The sequence below is a fragment of the Enterococcus olivae genome, assembly GCF_053760925.1.
This window is the reverse complement of record NZ_JBSMVT010000005.1, coordinates 13,410-28,630: the sequence shown is the minus strand read 5'-3', so window position 1 is coordinate 28,630 and position 15,221 is coordinate 13,410. Positions and strand designations below refer to the sequence as shown.

Below are 15,221 nucleotides of genomic sequence, written 5' to 3'. Positions count from 1 at the left end.
CTAGTGAAAAGTTTTCACTTTTTCACTTTTTATTAAAAAAACTGATTTTTCTTGTCTGTTTAGTCCAATTCAAACGTTTCTTGATCAAACTCTTTTTGTAATTTTTTTGCGTACGATAAAAAACCTTGAAAATCAGGCAACTGATTTCAAGGTTCTTCGTTATTTTTTGCTTTGTAGAGCCAGTGTCAGCATTTCTTCATAGGCAGCGGGTGTTCCTGCTAAAAATCGTTCCCTGCCATCTATTTTTAAGGTTTCACCGTAGATACTGCTCATCTTCATTCCAAGCGCTTCGATCAAAACACCACCCGGTGCGTAATCCCAAGGCGCCAGATGAGAGACATAGCCGATTCGTTTCCCTAAAGCCATATCAATCAATTCTAGGCCGGCACATCCAGACATACGCACACCCATCGAGCGATCACCCATGAGTTGTGCATTGTAGGCATTTTGTGCATACATACTGGCATTCATTCCCAGTAAACCTTCTGACAAGGGACAGTCTGCCGGAACAGGGACACGCTCTTCATTCAAGAAGACACCGATGTCTCTGCCACCCCATAGTAGACGATCTTCCATGACGTCATAGACAAAGCCCAATAAGCCCTCGCCGTCTTCATAAACGGCTACCATGATACAAAAATTTTCTTGCTCTAGAACAAAATTCATCGTTCCATCGATCGGATCAATGATGAACACTCGTCCGCTCAAGTCCTTTAACTGATCGTGCCCATTTTCTTCACCCAAGATTTTCGATTCTGGATCGAATGCTAGCATTTGATCCGCTAAATACTCTTGGATCATTTTGTCGATATTGGTCACTAGATCTTTACGACTGGTTTTAGTATCCACAGTCAACTCTTCTTCTGACAAGGCGTGCTTGATTTTTTCTCCTGCTTCTTTCATCCAATAACGGATCTCATTGATCAATATTTGCATGGCGTTCATCCTTTCATCTTCAATCTTCCATCAGTTTTTGTTTTTGCTTCTTGAAGCGCACGATACAGAGAGTAACCTGACAGTTCTTCGAATTCTCTACCTAATCGGCGCTCTTCTCCAATACTTCGGACAACTGTTTTAAAGGCTTTGTAAGTTGACAGAAACTTTTGAGTGGGAATTCCTTTTTCATACACTTGTTCCAACGCATCCCACATATTTACAACAAGAACCATTTCATCTGTCGTCCAATTTAAATCAATGGGATATTGATAGTCTTTCATTCATTCTTCCTCGCTTCTTTTAATCACCTCTTAGTTTATCATAGATAGAGGGACAAGGAAAACCATTCAAAGACTCCTTCCGATATAAGTCTAAATTTTCTATGAGTAGCTGAGTTACTTTTGAAAAAAGCCTTGCTACACTACATGTGACTGCCTAGAACTGACTAGAGGATAAAATTTAATTACTCTAATCGTTGTCATCAATCTTGAAGTTCAGCAAGTTGCTGCAGAGCTTTTTGGGGTACATCACTTTCCGAAACTTCCTCATAAGTCTCAACGTGGGCTCCTTTATTCGTCAATCGTAGATATCGATCCTTCTTTAACTCTGATATACCATTAAACGCAATTTGTCTGGTTTCACCGTCTTCATAAACAGCAATTTGCTTATAATGCGCGGTTCCGTAGCCGTTAACGCTATCTGCTTCTTTCGTTTTGACATAAACTGAGGTTTCTTTAACGAGCGGATTGAATTGATCCAGTATACCAGCTAGTTCACTGCTAGAATTCCTAGTATAGAGGGTCGTTCCGAAAAGAAATCCCAAGATCACGATCAGCGTTCCACCGATTTTTGCTAATGTTTTCATTTGATGTTCCTCCTAATGATAAGATAATACTATTGTAAAGAAAAATCTCTCCTGAGCAGTCCGTCTGCAGTCTGAAAAAATACTTACAGTTTTGTCATGATTCTGCAAGACAAACATCATAGGCTATGTTTTTAAACAGACTACGTAAAAATAGATGACTGACAAAGAAGAAACACATGAAATCTTTAAAAAAACCTTGATTCCTCATGTTTCTTCGATTTATTTTATAAAAAATGGGTGACTTTGACTTTTGATCAGTCTCTTGCCTTTATTCGAGCAAAGCTAAATCATAAATTGTGTAATCACAACGGTAGATAAACAAGTACTCCCCATCCACCAACAAGCCTGTACTTTTAGGAACATCCGTCTTATACAAAGAAACCTTATCTCCTGCATAAGTAGCTAATGGTGTCCCATTTTGACTACGAATCAAGATGACTTTCTGCTTTCCTGAAAATGAATTTTTAAATTCATTGACCAAAGAATTAACGATAGGAACGCCTCTTTGTATGCTTTGAACATCTACTGATTCAGTATACTCATCAAAGATATTTTCTAAACTCGTCTCAGCAATGATCATCGAAGAGCCCACATGGTGCATTTCATTGTTTCCTATCGTCAATTGAATTACTGACGAATCTTTCGTCTCTTCATTCGTATCAAAGGTTGAATCTCTCTCGATCAAAATCGATTTTCCGACGATTCGATCAATCAACTGACTCTCTTCATCATAGGTTTGAATCACCATTTCCAATCCCTTAAAGCTCTCTTCAAATCCTTTGAACCACATTCGAATATTTTGACAACCCGACAATACAAAAATACTCAGTACCAGCATGAGCAATAATCGTTTCTTTTTCATTTTTTTCACCCCTATGTTTTCTATATTTAAAACTATCTGTTCTTTTGCTCTAGCTTTAATATAAGGGAATTAAGTTATTTTGACATCCGTCTGAAGATGGATGTCAACCTCTTGGAACGGAGAATCTCCCGTAAAAAAACTCACTCAAAGTAATTATCCACCCGTGAAAACGGGTGGCTTTTTATCACCTCTAGAAGAGGTCGCCATTCGCTGCCCCTTAAAAGGAGCTTTTTCAAAGACTGCCAACCGCTCATCGCTCGCCTCTTTATTTATTTCTTACTTTTGAATGGGTCCACGTACTCTCTTTTACTTATACTATCTCTTATGCGATCCTCTGCTTCTTGTTCTCGAATATATTTTTCAATCGTCTTTTGATTTAATCCCACCGTGCTTACATAGTATCCCTTAGACCAAAATGACTTATTGCCATATTTATACTTCAGATTTGCGTGTCGTTCATGAATTAATGTTGCACTTCTTCCTTTTAGATAACCCATAAAACTTGAAACACTCATTTTCGGTGGAATTCTCACTAACATGTGGATATGATCCGGCATAGCGTGGGCTTCAATAATTTCCACGTCTTTCATTTCACATAGTCTTCGTAAAATTCTTCCGATCTCTTTTCTTAATTGTCCATAAATCACTTTCCGTCGATACTTCGATGTAAAAACTAGATGATACTTACAATTCCATCTTGTATGTGATAAACTTTTATCATCAGTAGACATAAAAAAACTCCTTTCGATTTGATAAGCGGTTGGTAGCCACTTATTAGTATATCGAAAGGAGTTTTTTAACGCTAAAGCTACTTCGTCCACGCCTATAAGCGCGCGGTTTTTTTGTTTCACACGCTTTGCGAGTGAAACGGACTAAAGTCATTAATAATAAAAAAACGAACGATTCGACGACCGTTCGTTTTTTATATAGATTGATCGATTTAAGATCAGCTATTAGAATTCTTCTTGTTTTTGCGAGCTGAACGTGTTTGTTGGCGACGTTCGATTTTACGTTTCGCTTTGTTGCTCTTATCGATCTCCCACTGGATCTTCTTCTTATATCCAGGTTTGATTTTTTTCTTTTTCTTCTTCACTAGACCGATCATCGTTGTATCTAGTTCTTCTCGGTTTTTCTCACGTTTTTTACGACGATTACGATCATAGGTATCTACGATTTCCCCTTGTTTGATCTCCTTAGGCTTGAAGGTCACACCTAAATCTTCAATTTCAGCAATTGCCTGCTCATCACTTGGATCATACAAAGTGATTGCTGTGCCTGACAATTGATTACGACCGGTTCTTCCGACACGATGAATAAAGAAATCCAGATCTTCTGGAACTTCTGCATTGATCACATGGGAGACGCCTTCAATATCGATACCACGGGCTGCCAAGTCAGTAGCAACTACATACTGATACTCCAAGTTCTGAACTTGACGCATGACACGTTTGCGTTCTCTAGGTGTGATATCGCCGTGGATCTTAGCTACTTTCAATCCCTGTTCCCGTAAATAATCTGTGATCTCATCTACGCGTGTCTTAGTATTTGCGAAAACAATCGCCAAGTAAGGATGTCCTACCGTCAGCAAATCATAGATCAAGGCATTGGTATTTTTTCCTTTTGTTGAGATCAGCCAATTGTCGATCGTTTCCGAGATAATCGCTTTAGGACGAATTTCCTCGATCAGTGGGTTTTCCATATATTTTTTCAAGAAGGGACGCAATTTTTCAGGTATCGTCGCTGAAAACACGAGCATTTGCAATCTTTCCGGCAAACGACCGGCAATTTGGTCCACTTCAGCGAGGAAGCCCATGTCCAAGGTCATGTCAGCTTCATCTACAATAAAGGCAAAAGCCGTATGTACAGCCAATGCACGTTCGTTCATCATGTCTAAAATACGTCCAGGAGTACCAATCACAACTTGTGGTTGATGATTTTTCAAGCGATCCAATTGACGCTGCTTGTCTGTGCCTCCCACAAAATTCGTTACCCGAATCTCTGGTGTCGAAAATTGTGCGATTTGTTTCGCTGCCTGATAAATCTGTGTAGACAACTCACGACTTGGTGCAGTGATCACGATCTGTACTTCATCTTTTGATGGATCGACCTTATCCAGTAAAGGCAATAGAAATGTATGTGTTTTCCCACTTCCTGTCTGTGATTGACCAACAACACTTTTTCCTTTTTTGATTACAGGAATCAATTTTTCCTGTACTTCTGTGGGCTCTGAGAACTTCTTATCCTCTAATGCCTCGTAAATAAATGGCTGAAATGCAAATCGTTTGAATGACATTTTAGCACCTTCTTTCCTTTTTAGAATCTTTCAAAGTATAGCATACTGTTTCCAATAATCCTACGATGTTTTTGTTTTGGTCGTAGAGAGGGTATGGTAAACGAATGTTTTTTTCTTAAACCAAGACCTGTTCTTTAGCGACTCCCTCAAAAATATTTTTCAAATCACTTATTTTGCAGTATCATGTTATCAGGAGGTGTTCCTTATGTTGAATAGTATCTTTGCCTTTGGCGTTCCTATTTTTCTATTTATCTTGTATAGTGGTTTTGCCATTTTTAGAAAAAAATCCGACATTCCTTATCTAGGATTTGTGTTATTCATCATTGCTGGTTTTCTGATTGCCTTCAGTCTGCAGGTGATCCAGCAGGCTTTGACAGAGATGGCCCTAGCTTCACAAACTGAGCTCGAAACTACCTATGGCTACCCATTCTATCTGCTGGCAATCCCCTTAGCGATCGGTATCCTGTTACTGATTCTGAATACTTATCGCGGTTACCGCCGAGCGAAACAATTTTACGAGTCCAAATAAATCATTCCTACAAAAAAGCAGGTCGCGAGTCAGTCGTCCTGCTTTTTTTATCTAAATATCAATAAATTCGTAATAACGGATCTTTACGTTGTTTGCTTCTTCCATGTGAGCCAGAATACTTAAATCCAAACAAATATAGTTTTCTTTGACTAGATGGTACAAATTTTCCTCCAAAGCACCTTCAATGTATGACAACAATTGACTTTCGTCCCCTTGAAAATACTCGCTGAGTCCCTCTAATTTTTCAAAAATCCGTGAGTCATTCAATATAAAATATTCATCATTGTATTTGTACACTGCAACTTTGTAGTCTCGATCAGCCAACTTTGCTGAAGCTGTAAAAAGACACTCTCTAACATTAGCAATCACTTTTCGCAATTCTTTTGATTTTAAAGTATGCTGAAAAAACATGGTCTCTTTTGCCCCTTTCTCCTTTATTATAAGAAAATTCATTAAAAATGGAAAATAAAAGCCTTGAAGATTAAAATTTATTAAACTCGCCATTCATGATAAAACTCATCTAAAAAAGTTTCCATAAATATTTTCCGACGATTGGCTTCTTTTTTTCCTGCTTTAGTATTCATTTTTTCGGGCAATAAAAACAATTTTTCGTAAAAATGATTGATGACTGTCGTTCCCTTACGATACTCTTTTTTTGAAGTGAAATTCTGAGGTTTCAGTGTCTCGTGATGGATCGGGTGATCGTGTCCGCCGCCATAATAGGCCGTTCTCAAAATCCCGATCGCACCGAGAGCCTCCAAACGATCTGCATCCTGTACAATCTGTCCCTCCAAAGAAAGCGACTGTTTTCCGTTTTCAATTTCTTTGGAAAAAGATAGATTTTGAATGATCTGTAAAATCTCTGCGATTTCATTGTCTGTGAAGGCGATGTCTCCTAAAAAATCGGCCAGCTCTAACATTGCCTGCTCGCTATTATCAGTCACCTTGTCATCAATGACATCATGCAAATACGCACTGCTTAAAACGATTTCCCGGTTCACATCCAATTGATCTTCATGGACAATCTTCTCTGCCAGATGTGCCACTCGCTCGACATGCAGAAAATCATGTCCAGTTTTTTCATCCGTCAACTTTTGTTTCGTGTAGCAAATGACTTGGTCCAATTTGTTCATGTTTGCCTCCTGAGAAAAATATCTTCCACAAGTATTTGCAGAAGATACTTTTTCTATTCTTCGATTTGATAAACATCAAAGTAGATGCCGCGTAGATAGTCCAACAGATATTGAGGATTCAAGCTTTCTCCAGTTGCATCCAAGATCAGTTGGTTAGGTTTTCTTGAGGCTCCATATTGATGGATATGCGTCTTCAGCCAGTTCTGGATTGGAGAATAATCATCGGAAGCCAGAACTTCATCGATAGCGATTTCCTTTTGCATCGCATGAAGTAGCTGTGCGGCATACATGTAGCCCAAAGCATAAGAAGGGAAGTAACCAAAGCTAGCTCCTGACCAATGGACATCCTGTAAAATTCCTTCCAAATCATTTTCTGGACGAATTCCTAAATATTCTTCGTATTTGTCATTCCAGATTTGTGGCAGCTCATCAACTGAAGCTGTCCCATTGAAAATCATTTTTTCGATCTCATAGCGAATGATGATATGCAAGACATAGGTCAATGTGTCTGCCTCGATGCGGATCAAACTTGCTTGCGTACGTTTCAACCCTTTATAAAAGTCATCGAATTCTAGGTCATCGAAGGTTCCTTCTGCGCATTCCTGGAAGAACGGATATTGTTTTTTCCAGAATTGACGATTGCTACCAATGATGATCTCATTGAATAGAGATTGCGACTCGTGGATTCCCATCGAAGCCCCTTCATGTGCCGGTGTGTATTCAAATTTTTCATCGATATTTTGTTCATACATCCCATGTCCCGCTTCGTGGATCGTCCCAAAAACAGCCATTGAGAAATCTGTCTCATTCCAGCGTGTTGTCAAGCGGACATCCTTATGATTGATTCCTGTAGCAAAGGGATGGATCGTTGTATCCAAACGACCACAAGTTAGATCATAGCCTAAATCTTGAATCACTTTTTCAACAAATTTACGTTGTTGTCCTTCCGTCATTTTTCTAGAGAGAAAAGCAGTCTCCGGTTCTGTTCCTTTTTCAGCTAATTCCTGACGAATAGCCATGATTCCGTCACGGACCTGTGCAAATACCTCATCTAAAATCTCAGTAGTCATTTTAGGCTCGTACTGATCAAGCAACACATCATAGTTCGTCGCTTCTTCTTTTTTCCAATAAGGAATCAATTCTTTAGTCAAACGAATATTTTCTGCAAGAGCATCCCGATAGACGCTAAAATCATTTTTTTCGCGGGCGTTTTGCCAAGCACTTTGAGCCAGTGAAGTAGCTTTGGAGTATTCGGTCATCAGCTCATTAGGTACCGCATGATTCAATTCATACTCTTCCTTGGTCAATTGAAGAGCCACTGCTCCTACTTCTGACAGTTCCTCTGGATGTGCTCCAAAGTAAGTCAAGGCCTCAGAAATTTTAGGACCGACCTTTTTTTCAAAGTATTTTCCATAAAGATAACCGACTGTTTCACTGCGATAGTCGCTTGCTTTGTCAGGCATGCCAGTTTGGGCATCCCAATCAAGAATAGCTAAGGCTTGTTGTAATAAATCTATTTCCTTCAGTTCGTTTAAAAAATCTTGTTCCTTCATCAACTAAAAAATCTCCTTTATTTTTCTACTCTAGGCTTTCTTGGTGGTCTTGTTCCCCAAAATTGGAACAAATCGGTGCGCAAGGCACCATTGTACAATTTGCGTTTTTTCGTGGCTTTTTGTCCATAAAACTCCTCAAAAGCTAGATCACTGGTCAAAATGTACTTACTCCAAGTTTTTAGCGGGCGGAAAACCTCTCCCATTTCTTTATACAAGCGGCGGACGGATTCCTCTTCTCCTAAGCGTTCACCATATGGAGGGTTCGCCAGGATCACACCGTATTCTTTTTCTGTTTTGAAATCCTTCAAAGCTTGTTGCTTAAATACGATCGAATCTCCCAGACCGATCTCTTCTGCGTTTGCTTTAGCGATTTCAATCATTCTGCCATTGATATCGGTTCCCATGATATCAAGTTCTACGTCATAGTCGGCAGCTTCATCGGCTTCCGCTCGAACTTTTTCAAATACATCTGCCGAGAACCAATCCCATTCTTCGCAGGCGAATTCACGATTAAAACCAGGAGCAATGTTGTGACCGATCAACGCAGCCTCAATACAAATCGTACCTGAACCGCAAACAGGATCGACAAAGGGACGATCCGTTCGCCAGTTAGTCAATTGTACGAGCGCCGCCGCCATATTTTCTTTTAGTGGCGCACCACCTTTTTCCAAACGATAGCCACGTTTGAACAAACTTGGACCTGTCGTATCCAGGGTCACCATCACATGATCCTTCAACAAGGCTACTTCCAGCTTGAACATGGCACCAGTTTCAGCCAAAGGCATACTTGCCGGGCGATGGTAGTATTCCCGTAGCCGATTGACAATCGCTTTTTTGGTGATTGCCTGACAATCCGGTGTGCTGTACAATTTGGACTTGATTGATTTTCCCGCTACCGGAAATTCCGCATCCAATGGCAAATAATCTTCCCAAGGTAAAGCCTTTACTTTTTCAAACAACTCGTCAAAGCTATAAGCATCAAACTCACCCACAACGATCTTGATCCGGTCTGCCGTGCGCAGCCATAAATTAGCTTTTGCGATTGTCTCCATTGTTCCTTTGAAGCGGGCACGTCCATTCTCGACCTGACAATCGATCCCAAGATCTCGCAGTTCTTTGCCGACTAATGCTTCTAATCCGCTGGCGGCAGTCGCCACTAATTCAAATACTTGATTTTCTTTCATAGTCCACTCCTTGTTTCTTCCATTTTCTAATATACTCTTCTCAACAAAACTCTACAGGAAAGCTGAATTTCAGCCTTCGCTGGCATTTTCATGACGTTTTCATACTTCTTGATAAAAAAAACCTCCCAAAACGGAAGGATTCCCTGATTGATTGTGATCTTCTATAAGCCATGTTTTGTCCAATTATTTTACAGGGAGCAAAATAATTTGGATAATCATCTATCTGCAATAAAAAATTGCCTCTTTGTCCCGTTCATTTCCGTTACAAAAAGCGCCCCTACCATTGTTTGGGTTGCTCGCTCGAGGGGTTTACCGCGTTCCACCAATACCGTTTCCCGTATTGCTTCGTCACTGTGGCACTTTCAAGAATACTCGGGCATAGCAAAGCCTTAGCCGTTTTTTCTGCCGTTACTTTTTTCAAAGTACCCTAGCTTATGGTTTCGCTAGGCACGAACACTACAAGCATCGCAGCCTGTGCGAGCATGGACTTTCCTCAGCCTGATCGAATCAAACCGCGATTATCTGAAGACCACAATTGTTTGTTCTGTCCAATTGTTTAAAATTGGCGAGTTTTTTCTAAATCATCGTCTGCTTGTGTGTAGTTACTAGAAACAACCTGTGAAGACCGTGTTTCGGTTGTCGTATCTTGGTCTAATTTCTTACCGAAAACTTCTTTTTCAAGATTTGACAAACGTTTCAAAATATCAAAATTTGTCACTGTCTGACTCTTAGGAGCTTCTGTCTGAACACGAGAACTGATTGCCTGACTCTTGCTCAACTGTGCGATTTTTGCGTGTAGACGATCGTTTTCCTCTTGCAACGTCAAAATTTCCTTGTTGTATGTTTCGTAATCCTTGATAATCCCATCAAGAAACTCGTCTACTTCAACTGGATCATAACCGCGCATTTTTGTTTTGAATTCTTGCTGTAAAATATCTTTTGGACTATACATTAAATTTGCCATGTTTACACCTCATTAGTTAGATTCTGCTACTTCTAGCTCTTCGTTCCTATTCTATCCAAAAAATCTTAATAAATCAAACACTATCACCGGCAAAAACAATATTTTGTAAATCATCCATTGAAATTTGGTGAACCAAAAACGGATTTTTCTCCGCAAACTCTCTTGCATCTTTTACGAAAAACTGCGTCTTGCCAGGGTATTCATCGTCATAAACGAGGATTGCTCCTCCAGCATGTTCCAACAAAAATTGAGTATGATTTTTTAATTGGCTAGGATTCTGATAAGAGGCGTGACTGGTCGCATTGACGTAATTCGCCTGTGTCTTCAATTCCGTCAAGAGCTGCTGGTTCTTTTCGTTCCATTGCTCACCAAAACCTTCAAAAGGAAACAGAATGCCTAATTTCAACTCTGGGTATTCTTTTTGCAATTCAAGAACCACCTGACCAGCCCAGATTTCTACTCCGAGATTCCCTCCAATTAAAACCCACTCCAATCCCTCATCTAAATACTGCTGCAACGTCATTTTTATGACTTTCTTAATAACTGCTATTTTAGGATCTTTCTCTTGAAATACGCCCAATTCAAAGCTCCGATATCCTGAAATAACCATCGTTTGAATAGTTTTCATCTGCTTCCCTTTTCTTTCCTTTTCTCTTTTTGGTATAATACTGGCTAGGAGTGTGAATTTCATGGTTTTTCGATATCCTAACGGTCAGCCTTCACCCTATGATGGCGCGTCAAGAAAAAAAAAGCAAGTAAAAGAAAAGAAAGCTACTTTTGCGAATCGCGGCATGCGATTTGAAGAAGCGATCAATCAAAGCAATGACTATTATTTGAATCGAGGATTCGCCGTTATCCATAAGAAACCGACCCCGATCCAAATTGTACAGGTTGATTACCCAAAACGTAGTGCAGCAGTTATCAAAGAGGCCTATTTCAAAGAATCCTCTACTACTGACTACAACGGCGTTTACAAAGGTGTTTATTTAGATTTTGAAGCAAAAGAAACGAAAAACAAGACATCGTTTCCGCTGAAAAATTTTCATGAGCATCAGATCCGGCACATGAAAAATTGTCTGGATCAACAAGGGATCTGCTTTGTTCTTTTATGGTTCTCAACATTAGAACGCTGCTTTTTTTTAGAAAGCAGCCATTTGATTCACTACTGGGATACTCAACATACAGCAAAAAAATCATTGCCTCTCTCCTTGATTGAAGAATTAGGGATTGAGATCAAACCAAAAATCGCTCCACGTATTCCCTATTTGGAAGCAGTGGCGCACTATTTAGAAGCAAAGGAGAACATATAATTATGGCCAATCAACAAAACTCTCGATCTGGAAACCATAAAAAGCAAGTGCAAAACAAATCCAAACATCCAGGTTCGAAGAAAAAAGGAAGTATCGGCTCGATAATTTTTAAAATTTTTATCGGCTTATTCTTCTTGGGTTGCTTAGGACTTTTGTCTGGCGTCGGACTGTTTTGGTATTATGCTAAAGATGCACCTGACTTAGAAGACAGTGCACTGGAATCACCGATTTCCTCTCAACTGTTTGCAGCAAATGACGAACTCTTCTTGGAGATCGGGTCTGAAAAAAGAGAACTGCTTACCGCCTCAGAGATTCCTCAGCAGTTGGAAGATGCAATCGTCTCTGTCGAAGACCGACGTTTTTATAACCACATCGGTGTTGACCCGATCCGAATCGTTGGTTCTGCACTTTCTAATGTCGTTCGAGGCGGTATGCAAGGAGGAAGTACCTTGACTCAGCAGTTGATCAAACTTTCTTTCTTCTCTACGAAAGCAGAAGATCAAACACTGCGAAGAAAAGCACAGGAAGCTTGGCTGTCTGTTCAATTGGAACAAGAAAAGTCCAAGCAAGAGATTTTGACTTATTATATCAACAAGGTGTATATGTCTAATGGTGTCTATGGCATGCAGACAGCATCTGAAGAGTTTTACGACAAACCCTTGAGTGAGCTATCTTTACCACAGACAGCCTTGCTTGCCGGTTTGCCCAACGGCCCTTCCCTTTTTGATCCTTATGCCAATCCGGACTCTGCTAAAAACCGTCGAGATATCGTTTTAATGACGATGCTGGACAACGAAAAAATCAGCCAACAGGAATACGATGAAGCAGTAGCTACCCCCATAGATGATGGCTTAGTTGAACCTAAAAACGAAGACAACGACTGGAAGTTTTATGATAATTATCTGAGAGAAGTCATTGCAGAAGTCGAAGAAAAAACCGGTGTCGATGTCCTGAAAGACGGTGTCGATGTCTATACGAACATTGATTTGACCGCACAAAGACGTCTCTATGATATCGTTAATACGGAACAATACATCCAATACCCTGACGGAGACATGCAAGTCGCTTCTACTGTGATCGACACCCACACAGGGAAAGTCGTTGCGCAGATCGGCGGCAGAAATATCCCTGAAGGAACGATGCTGGGTGAAAACCTGGCAGTCAATACCAAACGGGATTTTGGCTCGACTGTCAAACCGATCGTAGATTACGCTCCGGCATTCGAATACCTGCACTACTCCACCGGAAAAATGATCGCAGACGAACCTTACAATTATGAAGGAACCAATATTCCGATCACTAACTGGGACAACAGCTACATGGGTCGTATGACATTAAGACGTGCCTTAGTCCTTTCAAGAAATGTGCCAGCTGCCAAGCTTTTTTGGGAAGTCGGTGCCGATCAAGTAGCAGAATTCTTAGAGAAAATGGACATTCGTTATGAATCGATCGAGCAATCAAATGCAATTTCAAGTAATACCAGTGTCCAAGACGGCACGACCTATGGAATCTCAAGTTTGAAAATGGCGGCTGCTTATGCGGCATTTTCAAATGGTGGTACCTACTACGAACCTCAGTATGTGAATAAGATCGTCTTCCAAGACGGTTCTGAGGAAACGCAAGCTTTTGAGACAAACGGTTCACGAGCAATGGAAGAAACGACCGCTTATATGGTTACAGATGTTCTGAAAGACGTTATTTCATACGGAACAGGAACCAATGCAAATATTCCAGGGCTTTACCAAGCTGGCAAGACAGGAACTTCTAACTATGATGACAGCGAACGAGCGCAGTTAGGCTCCGTAAGTTCACCGTCACCTGATTCAAACTTTGTTGGCTATACACCAACTTATTCTATGGCAGTATGGACGGGTTACAGAGATCAAAAAACACCGATCACCAGTGAATCATCACATATTGCTTCCGAAGTCTATCGAACGATGATGCAGTTTATCTCTGCCTCAATACCAAATGAAGACTGGGTCATGCCAGATGGTTTGACACGCATCGGAAATGAACTTTATTTGGACGGCTATGTAGATCCACCAACACCGCCGCGTTCCTCTTCTAGTACAGAAAGTTCGACCACAGAAGAGACCTCCACTACTGAAAGTTCAACAGAAGAGTCTTCTAGTAGCAGCTCTTCTGAATCAGAAACGGAGGAGCCTTCAAGTTCAGTTGAACCCCCAGAAAGCAGTGACGAACCATCAACACCGCCTTCAAGCTCGGAAGAACAACCAACAGAATCTTCTGAATCCGAGGACGAAGGTTCTTCTCCACCAGAATAAGAATATCTTTGCAGACAAACTCCCGAAACGCTCAAGCGTTTCGGGAGTTATTTTAGTTTGAATCTTCTCACGATAGGTAATTATACCAACTTTAATCTTTTAACTTTATTGAAGTATGGATACGTCGTTGAAAAAGAGCCAGTGCGTCGGAGTAAATTGAGCCACCTAAATCGGTCATATTTGAGCCATCAAAGTCGGAAGCTGAGTCATTCAACATGTGTAATTTCCAATTGCCCTTGACAACGAGCCTTCAGTGGGATGATTATTGACGGTGTAGGCATCAAAGAATATATGCCGTCTGTCCTTGACTATCATCCCACTGCTCATTATCAAGGGTGCGCTACGCCAATCTCTTATCACTGTAAAAAAGCGGCTCAGTAATTTCCGACTAGATGGCTCTATAAAATGCGATTTGACCGGCTAAGCAAAACGCGTTCTATTGGCTTTTTATGAACGCCGTATGCATTGAAGTAAAAAAGATGACATCCATAACATATACTGAGCTGACCTTACCATCGAAACGAAACTTCTAATAGATTTGCCTGGTTTTAACGAATAAAAGAAGGCCCGCTGAAAGAGCAGAAGGTATCACCTTCGCTAGTTTAGCGGGTTTCTACTAAATAGATTAAGTTATATTTAGGTACTCTTTTACTTAGTCTTCTCTTTCATTCTTTCTTTTCCATCTTGACACATATCTAACAACGGACAAACATCACATTTGGGGGCACGAGCGGTACAGTGATAACGTCCAAAGAAAATCATGGTATGGTGTGTTTTGATCCATAACTCTTCTGGAACTTTACGCATCAAGGTCTCTTCAACCTCTGAAACATTGGCTTTCAGCTTACAGATTCGCAATCGTTTAGAGACTCTTTCGACATGTGTGTCGACAGCAATTGCTGGAATACCAAAAGCATCGCCCATCACGACATTCGCTGTCTTGCGTCCAACTCCGGGCAAAGAGACGAGGTCTTCACGTGTTTGCGGTACTTCGCCATTAAATCTTTCCAATAGCTGTTCCGCACAGGCTTTGACATTTTTCGCTTTGTTGCGATAGAGACCAATCGTCCGGATTTTATCAGTGATCTCCTCCAAGGGAGCCTCTGCCATTTTTTCCGGCGTCGGAAAAGCTTCAAAAAGCGCTGGTGTGGCTTTATTGACAGAGACATCGGTAGCTTGTGCGCTCAAGATAACAGCGATCAACAGCTGGAATGGGCTATCAGAAACCAGCTCCCCTTCCGCTTCAGGAAACATCTCATACATTTTTTCCAAAGCCGTCATCGTCTTTTCTTTACTGATCATGT

16 protein-coding genes and 1 other RNA gene are annotated in these 15,221 nt (G+C 40.6%); 3 read left to right on the top strand and 14 right to left on the bottom strand.

Features of this window, described 5'->3' with window-relative positions; all coding sequences use genetic code 11:
- Positions 1-159: 159 nt before the first annotated feature.
- The 6 genes from ACWODM_RS05175 to ACWODM_RS05150 all read right to left on the bottom strand — a co-directional run bounded on the left by ACWODM_RS05175 (position 160) and on the right by ACWODM_RS05150 (position 4,956).
- A complete protein-coding gene (locus ACWODM_RS05175) occupies positions 160-936 on the bottom strand; it encodes an inositol monophosphatase family protein (RefSeq protein WP_455320314.1) in 777 nt (258 codons plus the stop codon).
- A 5-nt stretch (positions 937-941) separates the two neighbouring features.
- Positions 942-1,217: a UPF0223 family protein gene (locus ACWODM_RS05170; RefSeq protein ID WP_455320313.1), complete on the bottom strand. Its 276-nt coding sequence runs from the start codon at positions 1,215-1,217 to the stop codon at positions 942-944.
- Positions 1,218-1,417: 200 nt separating this feature from the next.
- The gene (locus tag ACWODM_RS05165; RefSeq protein ID WP_455320312.1) at positions 1,418-1,801 is read right to left on the bottom strand and encodes a YxeA family protein; all 384 of its coding nucleotides are present in this window, start codon (positions 1,799-1,801) and stop codon (positions 1,418-1,420) included.
- 268 nt (positions 1,802-2,069) lie between these two features.
- The gene (locus ACWODM_RS05160) at positions 2,070-2,663 is read right to left on the bottom strand and encodes a DUF5052 family protein (RefSeq protein WP_455320311.1); all 594 of its coding nucleotides are present in this window, start codon (positions 2,661-2,663) and stop codon (positions 2,070-2,072) included.
- Between the two features lie 269 nt (positions 2,664-2,932).
- Entirely contained in the window at positions 2,933-3,394 is a 462-nt protein-coding gene (gene tnpA / locus ACWODM_RS05155) for an IS200/IS605 family transposase (protein WP_455320310.1), read from the bottom strand.
- A gap of 215 nt (positions 3,395-3,609) precedes the next feature.
- Positions 3,610-4,956, bottom strand: a complete 1,347-nt coding sequence (locus ACWODM_RS05150; protein WP_455320309.1) for a DEAD/DEAH box helicase — start codon at positions 4,954-4,956, stop codon at positions 3,610-3,612.
- 205 nt (positions 4,957-5,161) lie between these two features.
- Between ACWODM_RS05150 and ACWODM_RS05145 the strand changes: the two genes are divergently transcribed.
- Complete coding sequence (locus ACWODM_RS05145) at positions 5,162-5,485, top strand: hypothetical protein (RefSeq protein ID WP_455320308.1); 324 nt, start codon at positions 5,162-5,164, stop codon at positions 5,483-5,485.
- Positions 5,486-5,536: 51 nt separating this feature from the next.
- Here ACWODM_RS05145 and ACWODM_RS05140 read toward each other — a convergent pair whose 3' ends face one another.
- From ACWODM_RS05140 to ACWODM_RS05110, 7 genes are all read right to left on the bottom strand, one after another.
- Positions 5,537-5,896, bottom strand: a complete 360-nt coding sequence (locus ACWODM_RS05140; RefSeq protein WP_455320307.1) for a hypothetical protein — start codon at positions 5,894-5,896, stop codon at positions 5,537-5,539.
- 80 nt (positions 5,897-5,976) lie between these two features.
- Complete coding sequence (locus tag ACWODM_RS05135; RefSeq protein WP_455320306.1) at positions 5,977-6,618, bottom strand: HD domain-containing protein; 642 nt, start codon at positions 6,616-6,618, stop codon at positions 5,977-5,979.
- A 53-nt stretch (positions 6,619-6,671) separates the two neighbouring features.
- Positions 6,672-8,171 carry a carboxypeptidase M32 gene (locus ACWODM_RS05130; protein WP_455320305.1) on the bottom strand — a complete coding sequence of 500 codons (1,500 nt, stop codon included), beginning with the start codon at positions 8,169-8,171 and terminating at the stop codon, positions 6,672-6,674.
- Positions 8,172-8,188: 17 nt separating this feature from the next.
- On the bottom strand, positions 8,189-9,355 hold the full coding sequence (locus tag ACWODM_RS05125) for a THUMP domain-containing class I SAM-dependent RNA methyltransferase (RefSeq protein WP_455320304.1): 1,167 nt from the start codon (positions 9,353-9,355) through the stop codon (positions 8,189-8,191).
- Positions 9,356-9,514: 159 nt separating this feature from the next.
- Positions 9,515-9,885: RNase P RNA component class B (gene rnpB, locus ACWODM_RS05120), an RNA gene on the bottom strand.
- Between the two features lie 26 nt (positions 9,886-9,911).
- Positions 9,912-10,319: a cell division regulator GpsB gene (gene gpsB / locus ACWODM_RS05115; protein WP_455320303.1), complete on the bottom strand. Its 408-nt coding sequence runs from the start codon at positions 10,317-10,319 to the stop codon at positions 9,912-9,914.
- 73 nt (positions 10,320-10,392) lie between these two features.
- Positions 10,393-10,947, bottom strand: coding sequence for a DUF1273 domain-containing protein (locus ACWODM_RS05110; protein WP_455320302.1), 555 nt, complete (start codon positions 10,945-10,947; stop codon positions 10,393-10,395).
- A 61-nt stretch (positions 10,948-11,008) separates the two neighbouring features.
- On the opposite strand from ACWODM_RS05110, the gene recU reads away from it, so the two are divergent.
- Both recU and ACWODM_RS05100 read left to right on the top strand, forming a co-directional pair.
- On the top strand, positions 11,009-11,629 hold the full coding sequence (gene recU / locus ACWODM_RS05105) for a Holliday junction resolvase RecU (protein WP_455320301.1): 621 nt from the start codon (positions 11,009-11,011) through the stop codon (positions 11,627-11,629).
- Positions 11,630-11,631: 2 nt separating this feature from the next.
- Complete coding sequence (locus ACWODM_RS05100) at positions 11,632-13,917, top strand: PBP1A family penicillin-binding protein (protein WP_455320300.1); 2,286 nt, start codon at positions 11,632-11,634, stop codon at positions 13,915-13,917.
- Positions 13,918-14,565: 648 nt separating this feature from the next.
- Here ACWODM_RS05100 and nth read toward each other — a convergent pair.
- Complete coding sequence (nth, locus tag ACWODM_RS05095; RefSeq protein ID WP_455320299.1) at positions 14,566-15,219, bottom strand: endonuclease III; 654 nt, start codon at positions 15,217-15,219, stop codon at positions 14,566-14,568.
- Positions 15,220-15,221: the final 2 nt, after the last annotated feature.